Origin of the sequence: Moraxella sp. CTOTU47915 (assembly GCF_031986685.1) — a bacterium.
In the GTDB taxonomy this organism is placed as follows: Bacteria; Pseudomonadota; Gammaproteobacteria; order Pseudomonadales; family Moraxellaceae; genus Faucicola; species Faucicola tetraodonis.
In genome coordinates, this window is sequence record NZ_DAMAAE010000009.1 from 1 (window position 1) to 24348 (window position 24348).

The 24348-nt window shown below is 43.3% G+C and carries 27 protein-coding genes; 3 read left to right on the plus strand and 24 right to left on the minus strand.

The window, feature by feature from the left end; translation table 11 throughout:
• Nucleotides 1–127: 127 nt before the first annotated feature.
• The 24 genes from RTL34_RS08210 to RTL34_RS08325 all read right to left on the minus strand — a co-directional run bounded on the left by RTL34_RS08210 (nt 128) and on the right by RTL34_RS08325 (nt 19801).
• Complete coding sequence (locus RTL34_RS08210) at nt 128–286, minus strand: hypothetical protein (RefSeq protein ID WP_312116093.1); 159 nt, start codon at nt 284–286, stop codon at nt 128–130.
• Nucleotides 287–555: 269 nt separating this feature from the next.
• Complete coding sequence (locus tag RTL34_RS08215; protein WP_312116094.1) at nt 556–1095, minus strand: surface-adhesin E family protein; 540 nt, start codon at nt 1093–1095, stop codon at nt 556–558.
• 117 nt (nt 1096–1212) lie between these two features.
• A complete protein-coding gene (locus RTL34_RS08220) occupies nt 1213–1851 on the minus strand; it encodes a hypothetical protein (RefSeq protein ID WP_312116095.1) in 639 nt (212 codons plus the stop codon).
• Between the two features lie 125 nt (nt 1852–1976).
• Nucleotides 1977–2243, minus strand: coding sequence for a hypothetical protein (locus RTL34_RS08225; protein WP_312116096.1), 267 nt, complete (start codon nt 2241–2243; stop codon nt 1977–1979).
• A 271-nt stretch (nt 2244–2514) separates the two neighbouring features.
• Nucleotides 2515–4596, minus strand: coding sequence for a DUF3987 domain-containing protein (locus tag RTL34_RS08230; protein ID WP_312116097.1), 2082 nt, complete (start codon nt 4594–4596; stop codon nt 2515–2517).
• A 127-nt stretch (nt 4597–4723) separates the two neighbouring features.
• Complete coding sequence (locus tag RTL34_RS08235) at nt 4724–5470, minus strand: hypothetical protein (RefSeq protein WP_312116099.1); 747 nt, start codon at nt 5468–5470, stop codon at nt 4724–4726.
• Between the two features lie 106 nt (nt 5471–5576).
• Nucleotides 5577–5930, minus strand: coding sequence for a hypothetical protein (locus tag RTL34_RS08240; protein ID WP_312116100.1), 354 nt, complete (start codon nt 5928–5930; stop codon nt 5577–5579).
• 2 nt (nt 5931–5932) lie between these two features.
• Nucleotides 5933–6154: a hypothetical protein gene (locus RTL34_RS08245; RefSeq protein WP_076775350.1), complete on the minus strand. Its 222-nt coding sequence runs from the start codon at nt 6152–6154 to the stop codon at nt 5933–5935.
• Nucleotides 6151–6417 carry a helix-turn-helix domain-containing protein gene (locus RTL34_RS08250; RefSeq protein WP_076775352.1) on the minus strand — a complete coding sequence of 89 codons (267 nt, stop codon included), beginning with the start codon at nt 6415–6417 and terminating at the stop codon, nt 6151–6153. Before RTL34_RS08250 ends, RTL34_RS08245 begins: the two co-directional genes overlap by 4 nt.
• Nucleotides 6418–6427: 10 nt before the next feature.
• Nucleotides 6428–6697 carry a helix-turn-helix transcriptional regulator gene (locus tag RTL34_RS08255; protein WP_076775354.1) on the minus strand — a complete coding sequence of 90 codons (270 nt, stop codon included), beginning with the start codon at nt 6695–6697 and terminating at the stop codon, nt 6428–6430.
• A 124-nt stretch (nt 6698–6821) separates the two neighbouring features.
• Complete coding sequence (locus RTL34_RS08260) at nt 6822–7520, minus strand: hypothetical protein (RefSeq protein ID WP_312116105.1); 699 nt, start codon at nt 7518–7520, stop codon at nt 6822–6824.
• A 105-nt stretch (nt 7521–7625) separates the two neighbouring features.
• Nucleotides 7626–7817 (minus strand): hypothetical protein, encoded by a 192-nt coding sequence (locus RTL34_RS08265; protein WP_312116106.1) that lies wholly within the window; start codon nt 7815–7817, stop codon nt 7626–7628.
• A 7-nt stretch (nt 7818–7824) separates the two neighbouring features.
• A complete protein-coding gene (locus RTL34_RS08270) occupies nt 7825–9162 on the minus strand; it encodes a tyrosine-type recombinase/integrase (RefSeq protein WP_312116108.1) in 1338 nt (445 codons plus the stop codon).
• A gap of 309 nt (nt 9163–9471) precedes the next feature.
• Nucleotides 9472–10209 (minus strand): sulfite exporter TauE/SafE family protein, encoded by a 738-nt coding sequence (locus RTL34_RS08275; RefSeq protein ID WP_312116109.1) that lies wholly within the window; start codon nt 10207–10209, stop codon nt 9472–9474.
• A 6-nt stretch (nt 10210–10215) separates the two neighbouring features.
• Nucleotides 10216–10707, minus strand: a complete 492-nt coding sequence (locus tag RTL34_RS08280; RefSeq protein ID WP_312116112.1) for a molybdopterin synthase catalytic subunit — start codon at nt 10705–10707, stop codon at nt 10216–10218.
• A 37-nt stretch (nt 10708–10744) separates the two neighbouring features.
• Nucleotides 10745–11008, minus strand: coding sequence for a molybdopterin converting factor subunit 1 (gene moaD, locus RTL34_RS08285; RefSeq protein ID WP_144918644.1), 264 nt, complete (start codon nt 11006–11008; stop codon nt 10745–10747).
• Nucleotides 10995–11492 (minus strand): cyclic pyranopterin monophosphate synthase MoaC, encoded by a 498-nt coding sequence (moaC, locus tag RTL34_RS08290; protein ID WP_312116113.1) that lies wholly within the window; start codon nt 11490–11492, stop codon nt 10995–10997. The genes moaD and moaC overlap by 14 nt, the downstream gene beginning before the upstream one ends.
• A 139-nt stretch (nt 11493–11631) precedes the next feature.
• Entirely contained in the window at nt 11632–12636 is a 1005-nt protein-coding gene (gene moaA / locus RTL34_RS08295) for a GTP 3',8-cyclase MoaA (protein ID WP_312116114.1), read from the minus strand.
• Between the two features lie 2 nt (nt 12637–12638).
• Complete coding sequence (locus RTL34_RS08300) at nt 12639–13925, minus strand: molybdopterin molybdotransferase MoeA (protein ID WP_312116115.1); 1287 nt, start codon at nt 13923–13925, stop codon at nt 12639–12641.
• A gap of 9 nt (nt 13926–13934) precedes the next feature.
• On the minus strand, nt 13935–14636 hold the full coding sequence (locus RTL34_RS08305; RefSeq protein WP_312116116.1) for a nucleotidyltransferase family protein: 702 nt from the start codon (nt 14634–14636) through the stop codon (nt 13935–13937).
• On the minus strand, nt 14620–15714 hold the full coding sequence (locus RTL34_RS08310; RefSeq protein WP_312116118.1) for an XdhC family protein: 1095 nt from the start codon (nt 15712–15714) through the stop codon (nt 14620–14622). Before RTL34_RS08310 ends, RTL34_RS08305 begins: the two co-directional genes overlap by 17 nt.
• 21 nt (nt 15715–15735) lie before the next feature.
• Complete coding sequence (locus tag RTL34_RS08315; protein ID WP_312116120.1) at nt 15736–18159, minus strand: molybdopterin cofactor-binding domain-containing protein; 2424 nt, start codon at nt 18157–18159, stop codon at nt 15736–15738.
• Complete coding sequence (locus RTL34_RS08320) at nt 18156–19199, minus strand: FAD binding domain-containing protein (protein ID WP_312116122.1); 1044 nt, start codon at nt 19197–19199, stop codon at nt 18156–18158. The genes RTL34_RS08315 and RTL34_RS08320 overlap by 4 nt, the downstream gene beginning before the upstream one ends.
• Nucleotides 19196–19801: a 2Fe-2S iron-sulfur cluster-binding protein gene (locus RTL34_RS08325; RefSeq protein WP_159767911.1), complete on the minus strand. Its 606-nt coding sequence runs from the start codon at nt 19799–19801 to the stop codon at nt 19196–19198. The genes RTL34_RS08320 and RTL34_RS08325 overlap by 4 nt, the downstream gene beginning before the upstream one ends.
• Nucleotides 19802–20645: 844 nt before the next feature.
• On the opposite strand from RTL34_RS08325, the gene RTL34_RS08330 reads away from it, so the two are divergent.
• The 3 genes from RTL34_RS08330 to RTL34_RS08340 all read left to right on the plus strand — a co-directional run bounded on the left by RTL34_RS08330 (nt 20646) and on the right by RTL34_RS08340 (nt 24300).
• On the plus strand, nt 20646–22010 hold the full coding sequence (locus RTL34_RS08330) for a diaminobutyrate--2-oxoglutarate transaminase (RefSeq protein WP_312116125.1): 1365 nt from the start codon (nt 20646–20648) through the stop codon (nt 22008–22010).
• Nucleotides 22011–22093: 83 nt separating this feature from the next.
• On the plus strand, nt 22094–22663 hold the full coding sequence (locus RTL34_RS08335; RefSeq protein WP_099833351.1) for a nucleotidyltransferase family protein: 570 nt from the start codon (nt 22094–22096) through the stop codon (nt 22661–22663).
• A 77-nt stretch (nt 22664–22740) separates the two neighbouring features.
• On the plus strand, nt 22741–24300 hold the full coding sequence (locus RTL34_RS08340) for a pyridoxal phosphate-dependent decarboxylase family protein (protein WP_312116129.1): 1560 nt from the start codon (nt 22741–22743) through the stop codon (nt 24298–24300).
• The last annotated feature ends 48 nt before the right edge of the window (nt 24301–24348 follow it).

Sequence of the window (24348 nt, forward strand, 5' to 3'; positions counted from 1 at the left end):
AGCTGCTACCTCATGTCTGGCAATCCCCACAATAGGGAATGGTCGGATGCTTACATTTGGTGCGCAAAGTTCGCACTGAATAACGGCTCATTTGGTGCGTACTGCATACCAATGACGATAAATAAAATCAATCATGCCCGCCTATCATTCGGCTTTGCTGTTCGGTTTGGTGTTCGGTTCTCATCAATACCCCATTAATGGCGGTTTGGCGTGTTGCTGGGTGTTCGGTTTTTTGAATTGAACCATAGGCGGGTAGCTGTTCAATTCGCTGTTCACTTTTTGCCAATGCCTTATTATTGCCGGCTTGGTGGTTGCGGTGGTGCTCACTAACTTGCTATACAATGGTTTTTAAAATATAATTTTCTTGGCTCAATTCTAAATATGCCACCTCAGCGGGACTGGTCTGCTGTTGGTTTATTTAGGGTTAAGTTTTTTTATGAATTGCAAAAAAGTCCACTTCAATATATTTGAAAGCTTTGATATCTCTGTTTTATAGAAGTTTTGAGTATTAAAAAACCCACTCATTGAGCGGGTTATAATCATGTACTGTGGGAATTACTGCGGCTCGTATTCTTTGCCTTCAAGTAAATGTGCTTGATAAGGGTATCTTTTTATCAAAGAATCTAACTGATATTGGTTTTTCTTTCCATTGCTATCAGACGGTATTGTGACATATTCTTTCCACATAGCTATACTGCAAGCCGTATTAAAATAAATTTCAGCGGTACTTTCAGGGATTATTTCGCTAAATCCTTGAATTGGGCTCGATTGTGTTTTGATAATGACTTCATTAACATCATAAAAGATATTTTGGGTTTGATTGCTTATTGTTTTGTCTTTACAATTCACCCACTCAAAGAATTTACTACTTCTTACATTCTTTCCATTAATCACTAGGGGTTTATGGTTTTTTGCGTACTTTGCCTTTGTCCAAAATCCGACAATCGAATTAAATTGATAAGATGAATTTTTGATGCTATCTAAATCCACGTTAAAAACATCACCATTCACATTTGTTACATCATCGTCCCAAACTGCACTAACCGCCACACTCGCCATCATTAAGCCAGAAACCGCTACTGCTAACCGTTTCATATTCAATTCCCATCTAAGTCGGATTTTCACTATATCTGATAAGTAATGGTTAAGCAATTAATGACTAGCTAATTGCGTTAATGTTTGATGCTCATAGAAACTCATACGAACTTGAGTTTATACATTACCTTTGCTTTTTAATTCTTGGATAAATCTTTCTGAGTACATATCCACTAACGATTGATAAATTTTCAAGTCATTTTTCGGAGAATGATCATATCCAACTGACAAATATAGGAAAATATTTTTATTATCACTTTTGCCAAATATTAACCAATTCCCAGTAATTTGCTGATTAGCTCGTCTCTGCTTATATTTGTTAAATAACTTATCAAGTTTATCTTTTGAATGTTTTTTTATTGCAGAAGCAATATCTTGTTCTTTTTTTAGTTGCTCCATTAAATTTTCCTTTTCTTTTTCTGTAAAATCAATATCAAATTTATTCTCTTGATTATTAGATTTTTTAAGACCATTTTTAGATGGTTCCATATTCATAAACATAGATTGTACACTTGGATCAATGCAATGTGTCTTATATAGCCCCAAAAGTGGCTCATGGTTAAAAGGTTCTCCAGCTCCATGACTATGACCACTCTGATTCATAGCATTATTAGTATTCACAGAAATAATTGAGTCGATAACATAGTCATAATAATCTTCACCTATTTCTTCTATTTGTCTTATAAAGGTCTTATTAAGTTCCGCCTCTTTAAAAAACTCAGGTGCATTCATTTCAAATAGCGCATCAAATTTCATTTTTAGTTTCCTTTTTAATTTTACATGCAATTCAGCCGCTATTTTTGCTATTTGGCTAAATCACCATACCCCATCACGCCCGCTTAAAGGGTCGCATTTTAAATGTAACCCTTTATCATGCCCGCCTAATTGGTGGCTGGTGGCAATGGCAAATACTGGCTAGTGTCTAGATACTCATCATCACCCCAATCCGATATAAACCATCTGTAGCGGTTGCCTCCTGCTAGTAGTAGAACCTGCCATTTATTATTACCACTTTTTTTTACTATTTTCCCGTTATGAATATTTATTCGCACTGGGTTTTTATTTCGCTGGGCTATCCCAAGTTTTCTTTGACTGATAAATATTTTCTTATCAGCAATAGTTAAATATATCTTTGTGTCATGGGTCATATTTGACAATCCTATCTTAGCTAAATTCATATAAAAATAAGAAAATGCTACTTAATTACTTAAACTGGCTGTAACCCTTGCTATGACTGGCTTTAACTTAAGTAATTACCTTAAGTAACGCCTACTTAAATTACTTAAGTTGGTGATTTTATAAGCTAGTTTAAGTAACTTAAGTAATGGCTACTTAACTACTTTACTTAAGATAAACCCTTGCTATGACTGGTCTTGCTAGGTTTTTAAGTAATTAAGTAGCGTTGTGGCATTTTTATAGTTATTTGAATAAACAAGGGTTAATTAAAATCACCCTTTTTTTGCCCTCTTGCTCTTGGCGTATATATCCCGCCTGCTCTAATTTATCCAATTCTTGTTGCAGTAGTTTGTTACTGCGTTGCATAGGCATAGGGCAAGAATTGGCTACATAGGTGCGGTTAAGTTTAAATAACCTATCTTTGCCGGCTCTGTCCACTAACCAATCAATTAGCTTTTGGGTGTCGCTTTTCTCGTTGGTTTTAATATCAAGGTAACGCAATCTTTCGGCTGTTGAGTATTCCACCAACATAAACGCCCGTTCTAGATAGTCCACTGATACCGATTTTTGGCAATCAAAAAACGCCATTAATGAGGCTATACGGCTGGCATTTTGCGCCATGCGTGAGGCAAACGCCTTTAAAAATTCGTATGCGTTGCCTTTGGCTTGGCGGTTCTCTACTCGTTGCTGAAAGTCCGCTAGGGCTTGCCTTGCTTGGCGGTTCTCAAAAGGCATATTTAGCCTTATTTCTTTGCCTGTAGGGTCTTTGGTTATTTCAGTGGGTAAAGGGTCTAATAAAATATCGCACCTTGTCCAATACGCTTGCAATCGTGGGTCATCATGCGGGTTATTGTCCAATCGTTCAGGCGTATTCCATACCCGTTGACCTTGTAGGCTATCGGGGCAAGCCAATAACGCACGGGCTAAAAATCCCTGTTGCACTAGCATAGGGTCGGTTAAGGCTGGCTCTAAGATAATGCGCTGTCCTTGTAGGTCTAGCGTTAACCTTACGTCATAGGCATTTGTTTTAAACTGCGGGTTTGCGCCTCGTTGTGAGCGTACACGGCTAACGGGTGAACCGTCCCACAATTTAGCAAGGCTGGCTATGGCATTGCCTGCGGTATCGCCTTTCATGGTATGCCCATTAAAAAATTGCCCTGCGTCATCTGTTGTCCATGATAGGTTAGCCTTATCATCTAAAATAAATTGGTCTAAGATTGCCTCGATCGTTCCCTCTTGAATAAGCATACTATCATTGCTGGGCTTGGCGTTGCTTTGCAAGTATTCTTTGCGCTCTTTACCCTTGAGGCTGTCTAGTTCATTTTTCCATTCGCCTAAAAGCTCGATATAGGTTTTATAAATGCGCTCGTCCCATTTGTTTATGCTGTAGTGGGATAATTCACTGGCAAAAGTTTTACCGCTACCACTTCCGCCCTCTGTGATCAGAAATAGGCTGGCTGGCTTGTGGGTGTGTCCAATGGGTGCATTAATGTAGCGTTGCCCAATGGTAGATAATGCCCCTAAAATACATTGCCCCGCCATTGCTAAGGGTACTTGGGCATGATAGGCGATTGCCTCGACTGCCTGCCTTAAAACCCCTTGCCATGCTTCAATAGGGTAACGGGTGGCGGGCGTGTTGGTGTCCTCCAGTGGTTCGGGTTCGCCCCATTCAATGCCGTTTAATTCCTTAACCTTAGTTTGCAAGGCTGGCTCTTTGTTTGGGTCGTTGATGATTTCATCTAATGAATAGCTGATAACTAAATCGGTTATCGTGTCCACCGTTGCCACCAATCGCACGTTATGCCCCTTGAATGTGGTTTCCAGTTGCTTGCCTGTGGGGTAATCGGTGAATAGGGTTACTTGGCTGTGGCTGGCGTGGGCTTTAACCATGCGCTCAAACTGCCAATCCTTCAATGGTGCAATCAGTGAGTATTCGCCATTGATTGTTAAATAGGGGTATAGCTCGATAGCAGTATCAATATTTGCGACTGCCACCACTTGCCCGCCATTGCCCAATATAAAACAATCATTTTCTAAGCCATGTAATGGGAATGGCTCTGCATTATTTAACGGGAATATGGCAAGGTTAGACGGCTGGTAATGCTCATCAAACAACATAACGCCTATGCTGTTGGCGGTTGGCTGGTTGGTGTTATCTACGCTGATATTGCTATCTAGGTAAAGCAATTTATCTTTACCGATACAGTGAGCAATATTAACCAATGCTAGGTTATGTTGGTAGGTTTCATAACTTGCCGTTGGCTGTCCTTTGATAAATTCAAGAAAGGCTTTATTTGTATTTTTTGATAGAGCTAAATTATTCATTTTGATAGCCTCCCATTACTTATAGCTTGGCGATTATTGGCTTTTTGGCGGTGGGTGCTGGTGTAATACCACTTAGAGAAATAAAGGGCTTGACGCCCCTTATTTTTGCCGTATTTGGCGGCGTCTGTCATGCCTTGCCCTCCAATTCTGCAATGTCATCGCTCAAAGACTGGATAAAATCCATTGCCAGTAATTGGCCAATGCCTAAACCTGTGCTTAGTGGCTCGGTAAGGTGTTTCGACGTATTACTTTTTATAAAGCTCAAGGCGTGGGCTACGTCATCAATAACCGCTTCAAGCATTTTTAACCGTTCAAGGTTTAAACGTAGGTCATTTGAATATCGGCTTTCTAGGCGGTCGATTTGGCGTTGTAGGTCGGTTTGGGTGTGAGCTGTGCTATCGGTTGCACTATGGGCAAATGTATTTTTGCGTTGGCTGATTTGGATGTTGCCTGCGGGCATGATGATTTTATAAGGCATGATAATGCCTCCTTGCGTATTATTTTGAGTATTTACCACACTATGAAGAATCATAGGGTGGCGGGGTTCACTCTCGGTCACGCAAGCAACCGCCTCGCATATTTGCCGTAAAGGCTTATTTTGCAATGTCACCCCGCCATAACTTTTTGCCAATGCTGGCATGATATGACGGTTTACCCCTGCGAATTGGGGTAGATGGGTTTGTGCCTTGTTATCGCCACTTTGAGAGAGTAAGCGAAATTTGGGCACAAAAAAAGCCAAAAGGTAACGGAATGGCTGTCCGCTTGCGTGAATTTTTGAGAGGCCTCTATTGTCAATCATGCCCGCCACCAATGGCAAGCTATCATTTAGTGAATTAAATTCACCAATATTTAATAGTCTTAAAATTTTACTCATGCTATTATTTCCATAAGGTCATGTGGTGTGACTTGGGGCGTTATCTGTAAAAGGATAATGCCCTTTTTCATGTTTAAACCATGTTTCAAACTAGTTTTTTTTGCTTTCATTTTTGATGATTGCTTTCTAAAGTTTTTTGGTGCATTTTGCACAAATTCTGTTGCATGAGTTGATGTTTGTTGCACGCTCCACCCCTTGACTGGCAAGGGATACAAGCTTTTTGATAATTACCCCGAATTGCCTGTTTTGTTGCGTAAAATAGTGGTTTATTTCCTATTTTGTTGCTTGCTTCCACTGGCTGACATTGGGTAATCACTACCAAAATCATCAATAACAAAATAGCGATATTGATTGTTTGGATAATCTCGCCCAACTTTGCCATAATCTTGCTAATATCCTGCCCACGGATAGCACGTTGTAGCTTGTTTGGGTGTTGGGTGGTATGTTTATATCGTCTCACGTTTAAACCCTTAAAATTGACTGTTGTGGTGGCTCTATAAATACTGCCCTTTTAATACTGAATACTTGATTAGGGTTCACGGCTTGTAAAAACTCTACAACGGTTTCGGCTGTCCAGTAATCCATGAATATATCGGTATTCGCTGGTTGTATCGGCTCATTATTCATTACTACAAAATAATCATCATTCGGGTTTATGCGCTCGATGTCGGGATATACGCTCATGCGGTTACCCCCTTGACTGATTGAATATAGCTAGGCTCTAACCAATACTCTTTTACCTTTTTGCCTGTGGGCGTGGTGATAAATCGGCTTTGGATAGGTATGCTGTTATCCCTGCGTAAATCGCCCAATCTTTGAGAACATGACAAACAATTAAAACGCTGTAAGGCTTCAAGGGGCGTTATTCTTGCGCCTGTCATCAAATAGGCTAATAGCTGGGCTTTGTGGCTGGTGGTGTCGTTTGGGCTTGGGGTGTTGGCTGGCATGGTTTACCCCTTATGCTGTCTTATTGTCTAAATAGTCGATTAACTCGCTATTTCTAAAATAATGGGCATTACCAATAGTGATAGGCTTTACAAACTTGTCCGCCTTGATCCAACGTGTGAGCGTCAAAACGTGGATTTCCAGTAGCTTTGCTACGGTGCTACGGCTGGTTATGCCTTTGGGGTTGTTGGCAAGGTCGGTAAAGGTGGGTAGTGGCTCGCCTGCCCCCTTTTCGGCTGGCGTGGTGTCCACTGTTAGCGGGGCTTTGGTTTTGTATGCCATTGCATTAACTCCTTTAGTGTTTATTCGGGGTTTGATATCGAATGTTGCTAAAGGAAGTGTAATGTTTAGGAATTTTTATTGGGATATAACTGCTTTTTAAATACTAGGGTTTACGGCGTAATACCTACTTTTTATTCTCTCTAACCGCCTCTCTTAGAAGTTCAAGAATTCTTTCATAACTAATTTTATAATTATTATGATGACTAGCTATCCATTCCGCTACAGAAGTCGCAGCAAGTTTCTTATTTAACTCTTGACACCTTTTTTTATATAAACTTAGGTAAAAAGCTTTTTGTTCTTCTACTCTGTTTCCCCAACGTTGCTGCGCAATTTTAGTTTTCATACTAGATTCATTAGCATTATATTGATTTTCATAATCAATTCTAGCTGACAATCTAGCGTATTTGATATTAGCGAGTTGAGTACAAAAAATTGATGTGGAGGCTCGTTTCCAGCGAAAATAAACTAACAGTGCCATTTCTCTTAAAAAAATAATGTTTTTCAATTCTTCAACAATGTCCATTGCTACTTTTAAGTCTCTATCATCTTCAATATCAAATTGACTAAGTAAGTTATTTAAAACACGTTTAGGTATTTTAAATTTTTTATATAAACTTATGACATCATCAGATGAAATAGCCTCCTTGCTCTCTAATAGCTCTCTGATTTTTTGATATATAAAGGTGTCTAAATCATAAACAACTGCAATATTCTCAAACTCAATTTCATCGCTAAAAATAGGCTTAAAACAATTTTTAAATATTGCTTCATTGGTTGGATTACCTAAAATATACTCTAACGTCTTATCTTCATCATTAAACATCACTCGCACCATACGCACCCAACAAAGAAAGGTGCAAGGCGGTGGCGGGCTTGATGCGAATGTCCCGCCTTTCGGGTAATTACTCCTAGCCTTGCAAAACTGGTCTTAAACTCTAATCAAACGATAACCCCGCATAAATAACGCCTTTTGTAGGTCATTGAGCGGTAAAAAAGGATTGTCCAAAATATCGCCTAGCTGGTCTATTTGCTCATGGGTCATTACCAAAATATGCCCGCTTGGGGTAGGCTTGATGTCCACTGCTGGCAAGGTATCATTCATAGCTGGGGCGTTATTCATGGTTGACCTACTCATTAATAGCCTTATTTCTTAGCTTGTCCAAGTAAATAACATTGTCCACCTTATCCGCTTTAAGATCATCAAGATAATTTGCCCATGCAGCCATCATGTCATGACGTTTATCAAGCCATTTAACACGGTTGTATGCCCTGCCGTTAGCGTCCCTTACGTTATGGCCTAACTGCATTTCAATAAGGCGATAATCGTAATTTAATCGTTCCTCTAACATGGTTCTAGCAGTTGCCCTAAACCCATGCGGGCTATGTACCCCAAAATAACCCCTATTGCAAAAATCCTTGCCTATGCCCGCCTTATTCATTGATTGACTATTGAGCAATTTATTAACTTGTTGCCCATCTGCAAAAGGTTTTGATTTTCGTCTGCCATTATAAAAAACGTATTCCATACCGCCTGTTATTGGCTTCATACGCTCAATAATGGCCATTGTTTGCGGTACTAGAGGTATTACTAAGCTATCAACCATATCATGCCGATTAACGCCCTTTTGTGGCTCAAATTCCCATTGCTTGGCAGTCAAGTCTAGATCAGCCCATTTCATACTGCAGATATCACCAATACGGGCAAAAGTAAGGGCCAGTAATTGCAATATCTCTTTATTGAAATTATCACTAGCGGGCAAGCTGTCTATTTCTTTTAGGAGTAGGCTAAATTCTTGGGGGTCAATAATAGCGGGGTGATGTTTTTGGCGTGTTGGCTTTAAGGCTCTAGCCTCTTTAACTGCCGTTACGGGGTTATGCTCTATCAAGCCATTGATAACCGCATGGGCAAAAATACGGCTTGCAATTCCCTTTACCCGGTTACCCTTTTGAATATGCGTTTTTTGCACTTGCTTAAGTAGTCTTAATACTTGGGGGGTGCTTATTGTGTTTATCGGCGTGTCTGCAAACTCTTTTAACAACGGGTCTAAAAGAAAATGCCAATTCTTAAGGGTTTGCTCTGCTAGAACATGGGTAGGGTTATTGGTCTGTTCATCTAGCCAATCCAATGCAACGGCCTTAAATGTGGTGTCCATTGCATAGGCTTGCTTTTTAACTTCCTGTTGCCGGTTAGTCTTAGGATCAATCCCCTGCTCTAACAAGGCTAAATTATCACGGTGAGCTTGGCGGGCTTGTTCTAGTGTAAATCCGTTGGCATAGTTGCCTAATGTCATTTCGATTTTATTTTTTGTTAGTGGGTGTGTATAGCGGTGCTGAAATTCCACATAATCGCCCCTTATGCGTATTCTTAAGCCCTTATAACCATCAATAGAATAATAGGCTTTATCTTTGCCCACACTATCCTTGATCGCTTTTTTGATTTGGTTATCGCTTTTAATGCTTGCCACAATTAACCCCTAATCTTGACCACACTTTTGACCACACTTTTTTGCGTCTTATAATGTTGTCGATTGTTTACCAATAGTTGCCATAATACCTTTGCAAGCCTTGATAGTAAAGGGTTTTATGTTTTCGATTGTTGGGGTTTGTTTTCGTATGTTTTCGTTATATGTTCCCCTGCAATGGGTTTTTTTTATAGCTTAAGCATTGAAATGATTAGATGTTGCAATTCATCGTATTTTTTTAGATTGGTACTTTTTTAGATTGGTACTTTTTTAGGTTGGTGCTAGAGGCAGCGGTTGGGGTCTACATAACCGTTAAAAATTTGCCAGCATTTTCATCCCTGCAATAACTAACACCAGAGATAATAATTTATTGAGCATGGGGTCGGCAAGGCGTTTACTACCATAAGTTGCGCCAATAAAACCCCCTACACACACTGCTACAAGCCAAATTGGTAGTTGATTTGGCAGCTTTGCCCCTGTCGATAACACACCAAACAAGCCTGAAATTGAATTCACCAAAATAAACCCGGACGCTACCCCCGCGACAACTTTAGGGCTTGCCCAACGGTTAAACAATAGAATTGGACTTAAAAACACACCACCACCCACCCCCGTCAATCCCGAAAGCAACCCTAAAACCGCCCCCACGATTGCCAAAAGCCATTTTGACACCTGTTTTAATGGTTGCTCGCTGGTGAGTTTTTTGGCAAAGATAAATGAATAAATAGCCGAAAAAATCAGTACCGTCCCAACAATCGGCTTATATAAATGACTGGGTAAATGGGTCATTCCCCCGATAAACGCCATCGGTACCGCGGCAATAGCAAGGGGAATAAAAATTTGCCAAGAAAAGTTTTTTGCAGAATAAAATCGCCAAAACGCAATGATGGACACCAAAATATTAAGACATAGCGCAGTAGGTTTCATCATACTTGGCGCAACGCCGACTAACCCCATCATCGCTAGATAACCCGATGCGCCACCATGCCCGACTGATGAATAGAGCAAGGCAGAAATAAAAAACAGCACGCTTAATACGGTAGTTGTCATTGCTTATTAACCATTATTAGAAAGCCACAGACTCTCAGTACTGTCGGTATAAAATTCTTGTTTCCACACAGGGATATCCGCTTTAATCGCATCCAGTAGCCAACGACACGCATCAAATGCAGGATAACGGTGGGCAGCCACTACCCCAATCCACACCGCCATCTCACCAATCGCAAGGTCGCCAATACGGTGTATGGCAATGGCGTTTTCGATGTCAAACTGGGCTTTGGCTTGTTCAATCAGTTTTTTGCCTTGATTGAGTGCCAGTTGCTCGTAGCCGTAGTAAGTGAGTTTGCTAACAGGGCGAGCGTTATTGTGGTTACGCACCCAGCCTTCAAATGTCGCTAACGCCCCACAAGTATCGCTCATTAAGGCGTGTTTAAGCCGTCTATCGTCAATGACTCGGTCAGTCAATGCAAAGCCGCTGGTAATCACGGTTTGGTAGGCTTGGTCTTCACTGATGCTAATGGTGGCTGAGCCTTGATGCAATGCATTCATGGTTTTCTCTATATTTTTTAAAGGGTGTATGTGATATTTAACCGCCTGCCACAGGTGGAATAAAGGCGACGATATCGCCATCTTGGAGCGGCGTTTGCCAGTTGGCAATGTGGTGATTGATTGCCACAGCAAGTTTGGTTTGGGCGAGTTTAAAACCGTAGTGTGCGCTTAATGTTTGGTAAAGCTCGGTCAAGTTATCACCGTCAAAGCGGATTGTTTCTTCATCTTTCCCTGCTTGTTCAGCAAGGCTTGCAAAGTATAAGATGGCTAAATTTTTCTCAGACGTGCTAGGTGTTGGCATAGTCGGATTTGCCCCCTGTTTTGGTGAGTAGCTTAATATCGCTGATGGTGATGTCGTGAGATAATGCTTTGGTCATGTCGTAAATCGTTAGGCAAGCCACCGACACAGCGGTTAAGGCTTCCATTTCTACGCCTGTTTTGTGGGTGACTTTGACAGTGGCAGTGACGTGGATTGAGCAGTTGTTATCATCATACTCAAAGCCGATTTTTACCCCATCGAGTGGCAGCTGGTGGCAAAGCGGAATCAGCTCGTGGGTGCGTTTGCTTGCCATGACCCCTGCGATGTGGGCTTTCTGGGTGATTGAGCCTTTTTTGGTGATGCCGTCGGCGGATTTTATCACTTGGTAACTGTCGCTAGGGAAAATAACTTGCCCTACGGCGGTGGCGGTGCGTTGGGTTATCGCTTTGCCGGACACATCGACCATAGCGATATCGCCGTGTGCGTCTAAATGTGTCAGGTCTAAGGGAGTTAATTGTGTTGTCATGTTTTGGATTTTCACCCCTCAAATGTGGCACAAAATTACATCAACATATACGGTTATCAAGCTGCGCTTGGATAAGCAAATTTTTCTTAAATTTGCCTATTTTATATTTTATTTATATTTTAAAAAAACCCGTCATTGATTAACCGCCAATCATCGACAAATTCGCCATGATACCACTGTCATTTTGCTTGAGTAAATGATGCTCGGGCTTAATCGGCATTAAGCTTTGCAAGGCATGAACCAATCCATCGAAATCGCCATTTGCCAAAAACGCACGCACATCATAACTGCCATTATCAAACAAACACAAATGTACTTTGCCTTGGCTACTCACTCGCAGGCGATTGCAACTGTCGCAGAACTGCGGGGCATAAGGCTCAATCAGCCCAATGCCACCGACATAATCGGTATGGCGATATTCAATCGCAGGGCCTGCATCGCTTGCTCGACGTTGGGATTGCCAACCATTTTCTAATAAAAAATCTTTGATACGCTGACCACTGCTATGTTGGGCAAAAAACAAAGCTTTATTATCCGAGGTTTGCATAAACTCAATAAAACGGTAAGTGACAGGGCGATTTTTGACAAAACTTAATACAGATTGCAAGTTATCAAAGGCGGTGTCTGCCATCAAAATACCGTTGAGTTTTAGCTTAATATCGGTGGTTGCTAGCAATTTATCCATGTCTTTTAGCAGCGTTGGCAATATATCAAAGCCGGTGATTTGTTTAAAAATGGTGGGGTCAAAGCTATCAATACTGATGTTAAGCTGATTTAGCCCTGCCGTTTGCCAGTCGGCTAAATGCTTGGCAAGGCGATAGCCGTTGGAGCTAACCGCCACTGTTTGGATGCCTTGGGTCTGTTTGGCAAGTTCGATGATGCGCGGTAAATCTTGTCGAATCGATGGCTCACCCCCCGTCAGCCGCACTTTGGTGGTACCTAGTTTGGCAAAGGCTTGTATTAAAATATCAATTTCGGATACAGAAAGCTCGTTGTCAGGGCGTTTACCCGCGTTGGCAGTATAGCCATCGGGCAGACAGTAATGACAGCGAAAGTTGCAGAAATCGGTAATCGACAGGCGTAAATAGCTTAACTGGCGATGAAAATTGTCCACCAAATTTAATGAAGAATGCTGCGGAGTCATCGTTAGCTAAAATTCCAACTAAACGGCTGCACCGTCACTATTTCGCCTGCTTTTACCCCTGCATTGTCTTGGGGTAATACAAGCAAGCAATTGGCGTGGCTAAGCTGTTTTACACGGTGGGAGTCTTGGGCAGATAAAGGGGTGACGCTAAAACTGCCGTCTTCATTTTGGCAAAAAACCGCTCGCTGATAATCTTGGCGTCCTGCTCGCTTGTTGATGTCGTGGGTGGTTTTGGCAAACAGTTGCAGCGGTTTTGGGATATCTGATTGTATCACGCCCGATAGTTGCCACAGCGCAGGTTGGACAAAATTAAGGCAGCACACCACGGTAGATAGCGGATTGCCGGGTAACCCAAAATACATGACCGTTTTTTTATCTTGCTCGAATTCCCCAAATATAAAGGGTTTGCCTGGTTTCATTGCCACTTTGTAATGGTGAATTTTGCCGAGCGCCTGAATGACTTGGGTTAAAAAATCATAATCACCCACCGATACACCTGCCGTAGAAATAATCACATCACAGTCGGCTATCGCTTGCTGAACAGTGCGACGAGTGATTTCAAGGTTGTCAGGGACAATGCCATAATCTTGAATGGCAATTGGCAACTGCTTTAATAACGCTTTTAGCGTGGGCGTGTTGGAATTATAAATTTGGGCAAGCGTTGCCAGCGGCTGCCCCACCTCAACCAGCTCATCGCCGGTGGCAATAATGCCAACCGTGAGTGGCTGAAATACCGGAACGCTATCCACGCCTAAATTGGCGAGTAAGCTGATATCACTGGGGTTTAGGCGTTTACCAATCGTTAAAACAGTTTCGCCTGCTTGCACTTCCTCGCCTTGGCGGCGAATATTTGCGCCCACCTTAGCAGTTTGGGTCAAGCGAATGTGATAGGCTTGGCTGTTATCCAAACTGTGCTGAATATCGCTAAGGTTAGTGTCTTCCTGCATCACCACCGTGTCACAGTCATTTGGCACCACCGCGCCGGTAAAAATTCGCACGCCTTGATTGGGTCGCAAACGACCGCTAAAAGGTTTACCTGCCCCCGATTCACCGATGATTTCAAGTTGGCTATCGTGGTCAAGATAGCTACCCGTAGCAATCGCAAAACCATCCATGGATGATAGATTTTGGCGGGGAATATCAAAGGATGCGGCAATATCTTGGGCTAAAATGTGGTTTTGCGCCTCTAACAAACCCACTGTTATCGTCTTTACCTCGCCCAGACGCGACGTTAAATAGTTCTCTAGGCGCGCATTAATCGCTTGTTTTAGTTCATTGACAGAAATCATCAGGTTGTCTCAATTAAAATGTTGGGTCGGCGGCAAAAGGTGATAGGCTGTTTTTAGCTGCTCAAATTGTTTTAAGGTATCAATATCTTGGCCTAAATGCGGCAGCAGTATTGGATAAAGCTGATAAACCGTACCGTCGGTGGGTGAAACGATAGCGGTTTGATGTTGCCATAACGCCCGAAAACCTTTATCGCCTTGCAACTGATGACCAAATGCTCGCAAAAAACCCCAAGGTAAATTGACGGGAATCCCCCAAATTGGTCGATTGTTATCACCATACTCACTCACAATCAGCTGGTGGTCTTCAACGTTTTGGCTTAATAGCCTCAAATCATCGAGGGTTACCGCCACTTGGTCAATAGTCAAAAACAAAATCCGCATCGTAGCACTTAATTGCTGTTGTTGTAATGTTTTCATTGCATACTGAATCGATTGCGCCATCCCTGTTTGCGGCGTTGGATTATCAACGACTGTGACGGCAAATGGTGCAACTTCGTTGTATAACGCTTTAGATATTGGGTTATCAAGTTTTGGCAAAACCACCAACACTTGATAAGGGTGCAATTGGCGTGCCAGTTGAATTTTTTCAGCCAGCAAGGTTTGATGATTTTTTACAATCAGCTGCTTGGCAAAACCAAGACGCTGGCTCAATCCTGCCGCCAAAATCACCACGGTTAAATTGCTAGGATGAATGCTATGAATGACGCTCATGATATACCTGTTGAATTTGGGCAGTGATAGATAAAGCTACCGCTTCGGGCGTATCCCCACCGAGCGCTAAACCCACAGGATAGAACAAATTAGCAGATTTCACCAGTTGATAACCATCGTCAATCTCACCAAGCAACTGCTCAGTGCGATAGGTTGGCCCTAATTGCCCAATAAAAAAAGGTGAATTTTGGGCTTTAAAGGCTTGGCTGAGCCATACTCTGTCTTGACTCAGACTATGGGTCATTATCACCACAGCGGTCGGCTGAGGTGACTCAAAAAAAGTCTGCACAGACTCAGCCTCATCAAGGGCAATCTGCACAAAATTGGCGTGAGCCTGCCCGCGACAACGGGCAATCGCATCCAAACGACTATCAATCACCGTCACCTGCCAGCCTTGTAAATTTGCCATGGTCATCAAGGGTAAACAATCTTGCCCCGCCCCAAAAATTAATAACTGTAGTGGCGGTTGTAGCGTTTCTACAAAGACGCTCAGTTGTTGCGATTGTTTTTGATAAACATGCAGCATAAATCGACTTTTACGGCTGGCAGCGCTTTGATTAACCAATTGCCAGTCTTGTTGACCCAATTGCGACAACTGTGTCAAAGGCAGATGCTGTCCAACCACAAACTCATCTGAGTTTGAGGTGATAACTGTAGCCAGTATTTGTGGCTGTTTTGTCTGTTTTAATTGCTGAAAACAGGCAAATAATACAGATTGCTCATTCAAAACCAGACGTTCAAATAATACTTGAATGACGCCTTGACAGCCGAGCCCAAAGCCTTCCTGCTCATCACTGTCATCAGCTACCCCATCTTGTGATAACTGACTATCGGTTGCGGTATGATAGGTTTTGAGCGTTGCCCCATCTCGCGTGAGCCAGAAGGCTCGCTGAACCAAGTGTTTTTCAAGACAACCGCCACTCACCATGCCTATGGATTGACCATCGGCTAAAATCAACATTCTAGCACCAGGTTGCCGATAGGCTGACCCTTCGACACTCACCACTGTGGCTAGTACCGCCTCACTGTTGGGCGGTAACTGCTCAAGGGTATCAAAAATATCAAACAAATGGTTCATAGCAAATGACAGTGTAGCCGATTACAGTAATGGCAACTGGTACAGCAGTTTATCCAAAGTAATGGGGTAGTCTCGTACTCTAACGCCTGTGGCATTAAAAATTGCATTGGCAATGGCTGCCCCTGCCCCTGATAATGCCAATTCGCCTATGCCTTTGCTGTGGAGCGGGTTGGCATAGGGGTCAGTTTCGGGTAACATTATTACCTCTAAGTCAGGCACATCGGCATTCACACACACTTGATATTCGGCTAAATCATGATTACATAGACGACCGTCACGTTTATCATGGTGAATTTGCTCCATCAAGGCTGCCCCTATACCAAACACCATCCCACCAAAGCACTGCGAGCGCGCTGTTTTTTCATTTAAAATACGCCCTGCAGCAAATGTGCCTTGCATACGGCGAACCCGAATTTCACCCGTTACCCGGTGTACCCCGACTTCAGCGAACTGTGCGCCATAGCCTGCATGGCGGTATTCTTTTTTGGTTTTACCGGGTTCGATTTTACCATTAGCTACCAAGCCATGCGGGGCATATTGCTGTAAAAAACTGCTCAGCGGTAACTGGGTATCGACTTGTTCCCAATCGAGTACATTATCATGATTGTCTACAGAGACCTCAGAATTAAACCCTGTTTTTTCTGCTAGTTTATCCAACGTATCGGTTAACGTATGGTTAATTTTTTCGCCAATTTTTTCAGCTAGGCTAGGGTCATGCTCAAATTGTCTATATAGATTGCCTTGTTTAAAGCCAATGCTATCGGCATGCAGCCCCACACTCTCGGCAATCTTTTCTCGTAGCGCTTCACATGCCAGATAAATTGAACTACCAGCGCTTGAAGCTCCCCAGCTACCGCCTGACCCTGCAGCAGGGGGCAGATCGGTATCGCCAAGTTTGACCTCGACATGGTCAATCGGTAAGCCCAGCATATCGGCAACCACTTGCGCAAAAATAGTATAGCTACCTGTACCGATATCAGTCATGTCAGTTTCGATACGAGCCATGACCCCAAGCGGTTTGTCAGAGGGCAACAGGCTCACACGGGCTTGTGAGGGTTTTAATTCGTTGCTACGCGCGGCGCACGCCATCCCATAGCCAATCAGCCAATCGCCTTCAAGGCGACTTGCGGGCGTTTGTGGGCGTTCATCCCATCCAAAGGCTTTTGCCCCCTGCTCCATACACGCCAGCAATTTTCGGGTGCTGTAGGGAATTTTTTTGCTTGGGTCTTCGCTCGGTTCATTGCGTTTTCGCAGTTCGATTGGGCACAGCTTTAACGCATGCGCCAGTTCGTCCATGGCACATTCGAGTGCCAACTGACCCACTGCTTCGCCAGGGGCACGCATAGAGCCTGTTAAGGTAAAATTCATGCGCGCCATTTCGTATTTGATTTGGCGATTGTCACCGCCATACAAAAAGTGGGTAGAGACCGCCACTGGCTCAAAAAACGTTTCTGAAGGTAAATTGGTGACAATGCTATTATGAATAATGGTATGGATTTTGCCATCTTTATCCGCCCCCAATGCCACCCGTTGTTCAGTGTTGGTGCGTCTGACGGTAGTTTCCATGACTTGCGGTCGGGTCATGTTCACCAGTACGGGGCGTTTTAAGTCTTTAGCCGCAATGGCTGCCATCACCGACTCTGGTGAAATACCCAGTTTTGAGCCAAACCCACCACCAACATAGGGCGATAGCAAACGGACATCGTCTTCCGGTATATCTAAGGCTTTGGCAAGTTGTATTTTGGAAGAGGCAAGCATTTGGTTAGAAGTATGAAGGGTTAGCTTACCTTCAAACCAACGCGCCAACGAACTGTGCGGTTCCATCGGCATGTTACTTTGGCTTGGCGTGGTATAAGTCACATCGACTTTGACCTCTGATTGCTTAAGCGTTTTTTCAGGTTTGCCAATGTCGTCACTTTTATCGGTTACCCAATCAATAAACTGGGTATGCTTTTTTTGCTTGTTAAAGTCAAAATGCCCGTGTTTTTCATCATTTTCATAGTCAATCTGTAATGCCTTCGCGCCTTCTTGAGCCGCTTCTAGGGTTTCTGCGACCACCAAAGCAATTGGCTGACCATGATAAAAGACCTCGCTTGCCCCTTGCACAGGCGCCATTTTGATACCCCCTTGTTGCGGGTTGCGTAAAAACAATGGGTCATGAAATACCCCAATCACACCTGCAACTTGTAAGGCGGTATCTTTATGTACTTTTTTTACCTTGCCTTTACCAATGGTTGCACCGACCATCACCCCATGACACAAGTCGTCAAATTGGTTTTCGGCAGTATATGTGGCTTTGCCTGCGACTTTTAGGTGTCCTTCGATACGGCTCAGTGGTTTGCCAACGAGCTTGCTATCAGTCGTATCTAGCCGTGACTCGATAGGCTTGTCCATGGTCAGTTTTTTTTCAAGGGGCGATTCGCCAAAAATTTGTGTTAGGCTCATGCACTCACTCCACTACTTAAAGGACTTGATTGATTGGGTTGTTGTAATGCTCGTTGCACAACATGGTGTAAAAGACGTTGTACTAGCACGGTCTTGTACTCAGTTTGTTCATCGGTTTTTGCTTCTTTGAATAAGGTCGCCACCGCAAGCTCAATACTCACGGCATCGCCTGTGCTACCGATAAGTATTTTTTCAATCTCGGTATTTCGCCACGGCTGACTGCCAATACCGCCAAATGCAAGTCGCACATTGGTGAGTGTATCATTATCATGCTCAATCACGGCAGCGACGGACACCAAAGCAAAGGCATACGACGCACGGTCACGCACTTTGTCATAGCTATGCACGCCTTTTAAGGGTGGCGGTAAAATAATATGGGTAATCAAATCACCTAGATTCAAACAAGTTTCAATATGAGGGGTTTGCTCAGGTAAGCGATAAAATTCAGCGATAGGCACTTGGCGGGTTTTTCCGTCGGCTTGCTGGATAACAATGACGGCATCGAGCAATCGCATTGCCACCGCCATATCCGATGGATGGGTGGCAATACACTGCTCGCTCGTGCCTAAAATTGCTAAGTTCTGATGAAGACCTGCCTTTGCCCCGCAGCCAGAATTAGGCTCACGCTTATTACACGGACTATCAGGCTGATAAAAATAGTAACAACGGGTACGCTGTAGCAGATTGCCACCGGTACTGGCTTTATTACGCAGTTGCGGCGATGCGCCCGACAACAAGGCACGGGCAAGCACTGCATAATCTTGACGAATAACAGGGTGAGCCGCTAATTCACTATTACTGACCATAGCGCCAATTTTTAACCCACCTTCTGGCGTGGCTTCAATTGTATTAAGCGGCAAACGTGAAATATCAATCAGCTGTGTTGGCTGTTCGATTTCGAGTTTCATCAAATCAAGTAAATTGGTACCCCCAGCGATAAAAAACGGACGCTGCACCTCAGCCAAATGCCCCTCAGCTAAAGTGGCTATTTTGATGGCGTCATCCACCGAGTTGGCGCGCTGATAATCAAAAGTTTTCATAGCGACACTCCTGTAGCCTGAGTAGCTGCTGTCTGAGTGGTTACGTTATCTGTCTCTGCCGAAAAACCGGTTTCTTGTAATACCTGTTTAATCGCTCGCACGATGTTGGGGTATGCCGAGCAGCGACAAATATTGCCACTCATACGCTCAGAGATTTCTTTATCTAATTGTTGTTTAAATTGTGCTGTATCTTTTGATAAAGGCTGCATCAAATCATCCGACACATGACTTGCCCAGTTTTGGCGTAGCTCTTCAATCATCGCTTTGGTCGAGCAAATTTGCCCAGGGGTACAATAACCACATTGAAAGGCGTCATGTTCCAAAAACGCTTGTTGAATCGGGTCAAGCGCCTCAGGTGAGCCAATGCCTTCAATGGTTTCGATGCTATCGCCTTCGTGCATGACCGCTAGGGTCAGACAGCTGTTGACCCGCTGACCGTTAATCAGCATGGTGCACGCGCCACACTGACCGTGGTCACAGCCTTTTTTGCTGCCAGTCAAGCCAAGATGGTTGCGACAGACATCCAGCACTGTGGTGCGTACATCTAGATTCGTCAACGTGTGTTGTTGCTGATTGATAGTAAGTGTTAAGGATTGTGGCATAAAGTTGCTTCTCGTCTAGTTGTTATGGGTTTATTTTAAGTGTGTTATCTAGGATTGACGCATGTTATTAAAATAGTTTCTAAAAATTCGCTACGCCTTTACTATGCAAGGACACTGCTAACATTAGAAGGGTCTGTTATTTTTGCGTATGTAGCCATCCCGTTTTTTTGGCAGTTTCTTTTGGTAATTTTTTTACTAGTTCTTTTGCCAGTCTATTTTGCTAGGTAATTAATTTTATTTTATTTTATTTTTTTAATCAGCTTTTGTATGTTTATCCGTGTAAAAGTCTCAATAAGCAATTTAGCTTTTATAAAATTTTGATGGTATAAGCTTGGATGTTGTTAGCCTTGTTGACACTTGGCTATTTTGTATCAAATAATTCATTAACATGGTATTAACTAGGTAATTTTTTTATCATTATCGTGACTGAAATTGTGACTGCAGAGTTTTATAAACTGCTTGGACTATCAACGATTGTCAGACTTTTCATACTTACTTGTGGTGTTGTGCCGCTCATTACTCACCTTGCTCACCTTGCTCACCGCTTGCCATGATTTTTTGCCTCTGTCATCGCAAAATACGCCGCTGTGTTATCACTTTGGAGGATTCATGCGATTTTTTGCAAAAAAGACTTTATTTTTCACAAAAAAAGGGTATTATGCCCCCATAAATTTTGAACGTTATATTGTTAGGTCTTGGGTGCAGTGTCATGGCATTTTGGGGTTTTGCGGTATAACGTTTTTGTTTTGGTGTTAGTCATCCTGACTGATATTTTATTCACAAGTTCGAGAAAGATAGCCACAAGCAAATTTTCTTAAACCCTTATCTGAGATGGTAATCCGATATGAGCGTTCACACCCCTGTACACCCTATTTCTCATGCCACTAACGAATATTACTTAACTCGTCAAAGCACGATGGAATCTAATGTTCGTAGTTATCCCCGCAAACTACCGCTAGCTATTGCTAAAGCCCAAGGTATTTGGGTCACCGATGTTGAAGGCAATGATTACCTTGATTGCCTAGCCGGTGCTGGTACATTAGCCTTGGGTCACAATCATCCAGCCGTCAAACAAGCCTTATATGATGTGTTAGAAAGTGGTCTGCCACTGCACACCCTAGATATCACTACACCTGTCAAAGATGCATTTACCGAATCCTTGCTGTCTTTTTTCCCAAAAGATTTTGTATTGCAATTTTGCGGTCCGACCGGTGCTGATGGTACAGAAGCGGCAATTAAATTAGCAAAAACTTATACAGGGCGTGACAACGTTATCGCATTTAGCGGTGGTTATCACGGTATGACCCATGGCGCGCTTGCCATGACTGGCAATTTGTCTGCCAAAGAGAAAGTGGGCAATTTGATGCCAGGGGTACAGTTTATGCCCTATCCGCATGAATACCGCTGCCCACTTGGTCTAGGGGGTGAAGCGGGTGTTGATGCGCTGACTTACTACTTTGAAAACTTTATTGAAGATGTTGAAAGCGGCGTGGTCAAACCTGCAGCGGTCATCCTAGAAGCGATTCAAGGTGAAGGCGGTGTCGTGCCTGCGCCCAAAAAATGGCTACAAAAAATCCGTGAAGTGACCGCTAAGCATGATATCGTATTGATTTTGGATGAAGTGCAAGCTGGGTTTGCGCGCTCAGGCAAAATGTTTGCCTTCGAACATGCCGACATCGTGCCTGACGTGGTGGTGATGAGTAAAGCGGTCGGGGGTGGTTTGCCATTATGTGTACTTGCCATCAACAAAAAATTCGATGCATGGGCGCCAGCCGGTCACACGGGTACTTTCCGTGGCAATCAGCTTGCAATGGCGGCATCGATTCAAGTATTGGATGAAATCCGCAGCAAAAACTTGGCGGAAAATGCGCGTATCCGTGGTGAATTTTTGCGTGATGAACTCAAAAAAATCGCCAAAGAATTTCCTTGTATCGGTAACGTGCGCGGTCGCGGCTTGATGACCGGTATTGAGATTGTCGATGAGCGTAAACCTGCTGACCGTATCGGCTCGTATCCTGCTGACATTGACATGGCGAATGCGATTCAAAGAGCGTGTTTTGACAACAAGTTACTGCTGGAAAAAGGTGGTCGTGGCGGTACAGTCATTCGCTTGCTTTGCCCGATTAACATCACTCAAGAAGAATGTGATGCGGTGCTTGAACGCTTTAAAAAGTCAGTGGCTGAAGCCGTGCAAAAAGTACGTGGGTAATTGATTATTGCCTATCAAGACGGTAAAGTTACTGACATAGCTTTGCCGTTTTTATTATCTGTTTATTTCATTTTGAGTAAAATATGGAAACCACTATCGCCAAGACCGAACGCCTGATTCGAGAAATCAATCGGATTCATGGTGAGTATTGGCAAGATTATTTTGAAACAGGCAAGGTACAAAAAATCAATCTATCACATACGCTCAAAACCGTCCCTATTGAGCCTATTTTGTCATATCGGCTTAATTTGCATGAAGCGATCAATGATTATTTGGCATTTGCCGATACCCAAAATATCGATTTTTTTTACCGTGTTAAAACGGCTGAAAGTATCTATGACAAAGTCAATCGCTATTTGGCACGACAAAACCAGTACCCAGTCAATAATATTTTAAATGATATTTTTGGTGCTCGGATAATTTTGCCATCGGCTGATGTGACAGACATCATGGAAAAACTGGATGATTGGAAAACAGATTACAGTCTAAAAAATTGGTATTTACGTGATCTCGACGGGTACATCGGTGTGCATGTGTATTTTAAAAATGCGAGCAATTTTTATTATCCGTGGGAATTGCAAATTTGGGATAAAAACGATGCCAAAGCCAATATTGTAAATCATCAACTGTATAAGCGTAATTTTGTAAAATAAATTAACCATTTGCTCATATCACTCTGTTTAATGACAATTTATAGTTAACTCACTCTTAAAGAATGCAAGGACTTACCATGTCAAACTTATCACAGCATCGCCAAGCGTTATTTTGTAATGACAGCCAATCCATTGCCGATTACCAAAAAAACATGAATACTGCTGTACAAGCTGTCACCGACTGGCTCAAAAACGACAAAATGTACACCGGCGGTAGTATCAAGCAGCTGCGCGCTGAGATTGCTTTTCAGCCATCAAAAGAAGGACTTGGCTTGGAAGACGCATTAAAACGTTCAGTCGAATTATTCCTTAATAAAAGCCTAAAAGTGCATCACCCACATTCGCTCGCTCACTTGCACTGCCCAACGATGGTCACAAGCCAAATCGCCGAAGTGCTGATTAATGCCACCAACCAATCGATGGACTCTTGGGATCAAAGCCCAGCAGGGTCACTTATGGAAGTGCAACTGATTGATTGGCTACGTCAAAAAGTCGGTTTTGGTAGCGGACAAGCGGGCGTATTCACCTCAGGTGGCACCCAATCCAACTTGATGGGCGTGTTACTCGCCCGTGATTGGTGTATCGCCAAAAACTATAAAAATGACGATGGGTCAGAATGGTCAGTACAGCGTGATGGTATCCCAGCCGATGCCATGCAAAAAGTGAAAGTCATCTGCTCAGAAAACGCGCATTTTAGCGTGCAAAAAAACATGGCAATGATGGGCATGGGTTTTCAATCGGTGGTCACTGTGCCAGTCAATGACCAAGCGCAGATGGATGTTGCCGCACTTGAACACACCATGGCGCAACTCAAAGACGAAGGCAAAATCATCGCCTGTGTGGTCGCTACCGCAGGCACCACCGACGCGGGCGCGATTGACCCAATTCCTGCGATTCGTAAGCTCACCCATGAGTACGGTGCATGGCTTCATATTGATGCCGCTTGGGGCGGTGCGCTGATTTTATCGAATAACTACCGCGATAAACTTGCAGGTATTGAGCAAGCCGACTCTATCACACTCGACTTCCACAAACATTACTTCCAAAGCATCTCTTGCGGGGCGTTTTTGCTCAAAGAGGAAGCCAACTATCGCTTCATGCATTATGAAGCTGAATATTTGAACTCTGCGTATGACGAAGAACATGGCGTACCCAACCTAGTCTCTAAGTCGCTACAGACCACGCGCCGTTTTGATGCGCTAAAATTATGGCTGACAGTGGAAGCCTTGGGCGAAGAATTATACGGCTCGATGATTGACCATGGCGTTGATTTGACCCGCGAAGTCGCTGATTACATCAAAGCGACTGATGGGCTTGAATTGTTGGTAGAGCCACAGTTTGCCTCCGTGCTATTTCGCGTGGTACCCAAAGACTACCCGGCTGAGTTGATTGATAGCTTAAACCAAAATGTCGCCGATGAGCTATTTGCCAAAGGTGAAGCCAACATCGGCGTGACGCGCGTCAGTTACCAAAAGCAAGGGGATGCTAACCAAGATGTGCAATCGCTTAAAATGACCACGTTAAGCCCCATCGCCACGCTTGACAATGTCAAAGCCTTATTGGCGCAAGTGTTGGCGCAAGCCGATGACATCAAAGACGGTATTATCACAGGGGATTATCAGCCTGCGATTGATTGATAAGCACAAAAAAACCGATTCCTTGGCGAATCGGTTTTTTTACTATAG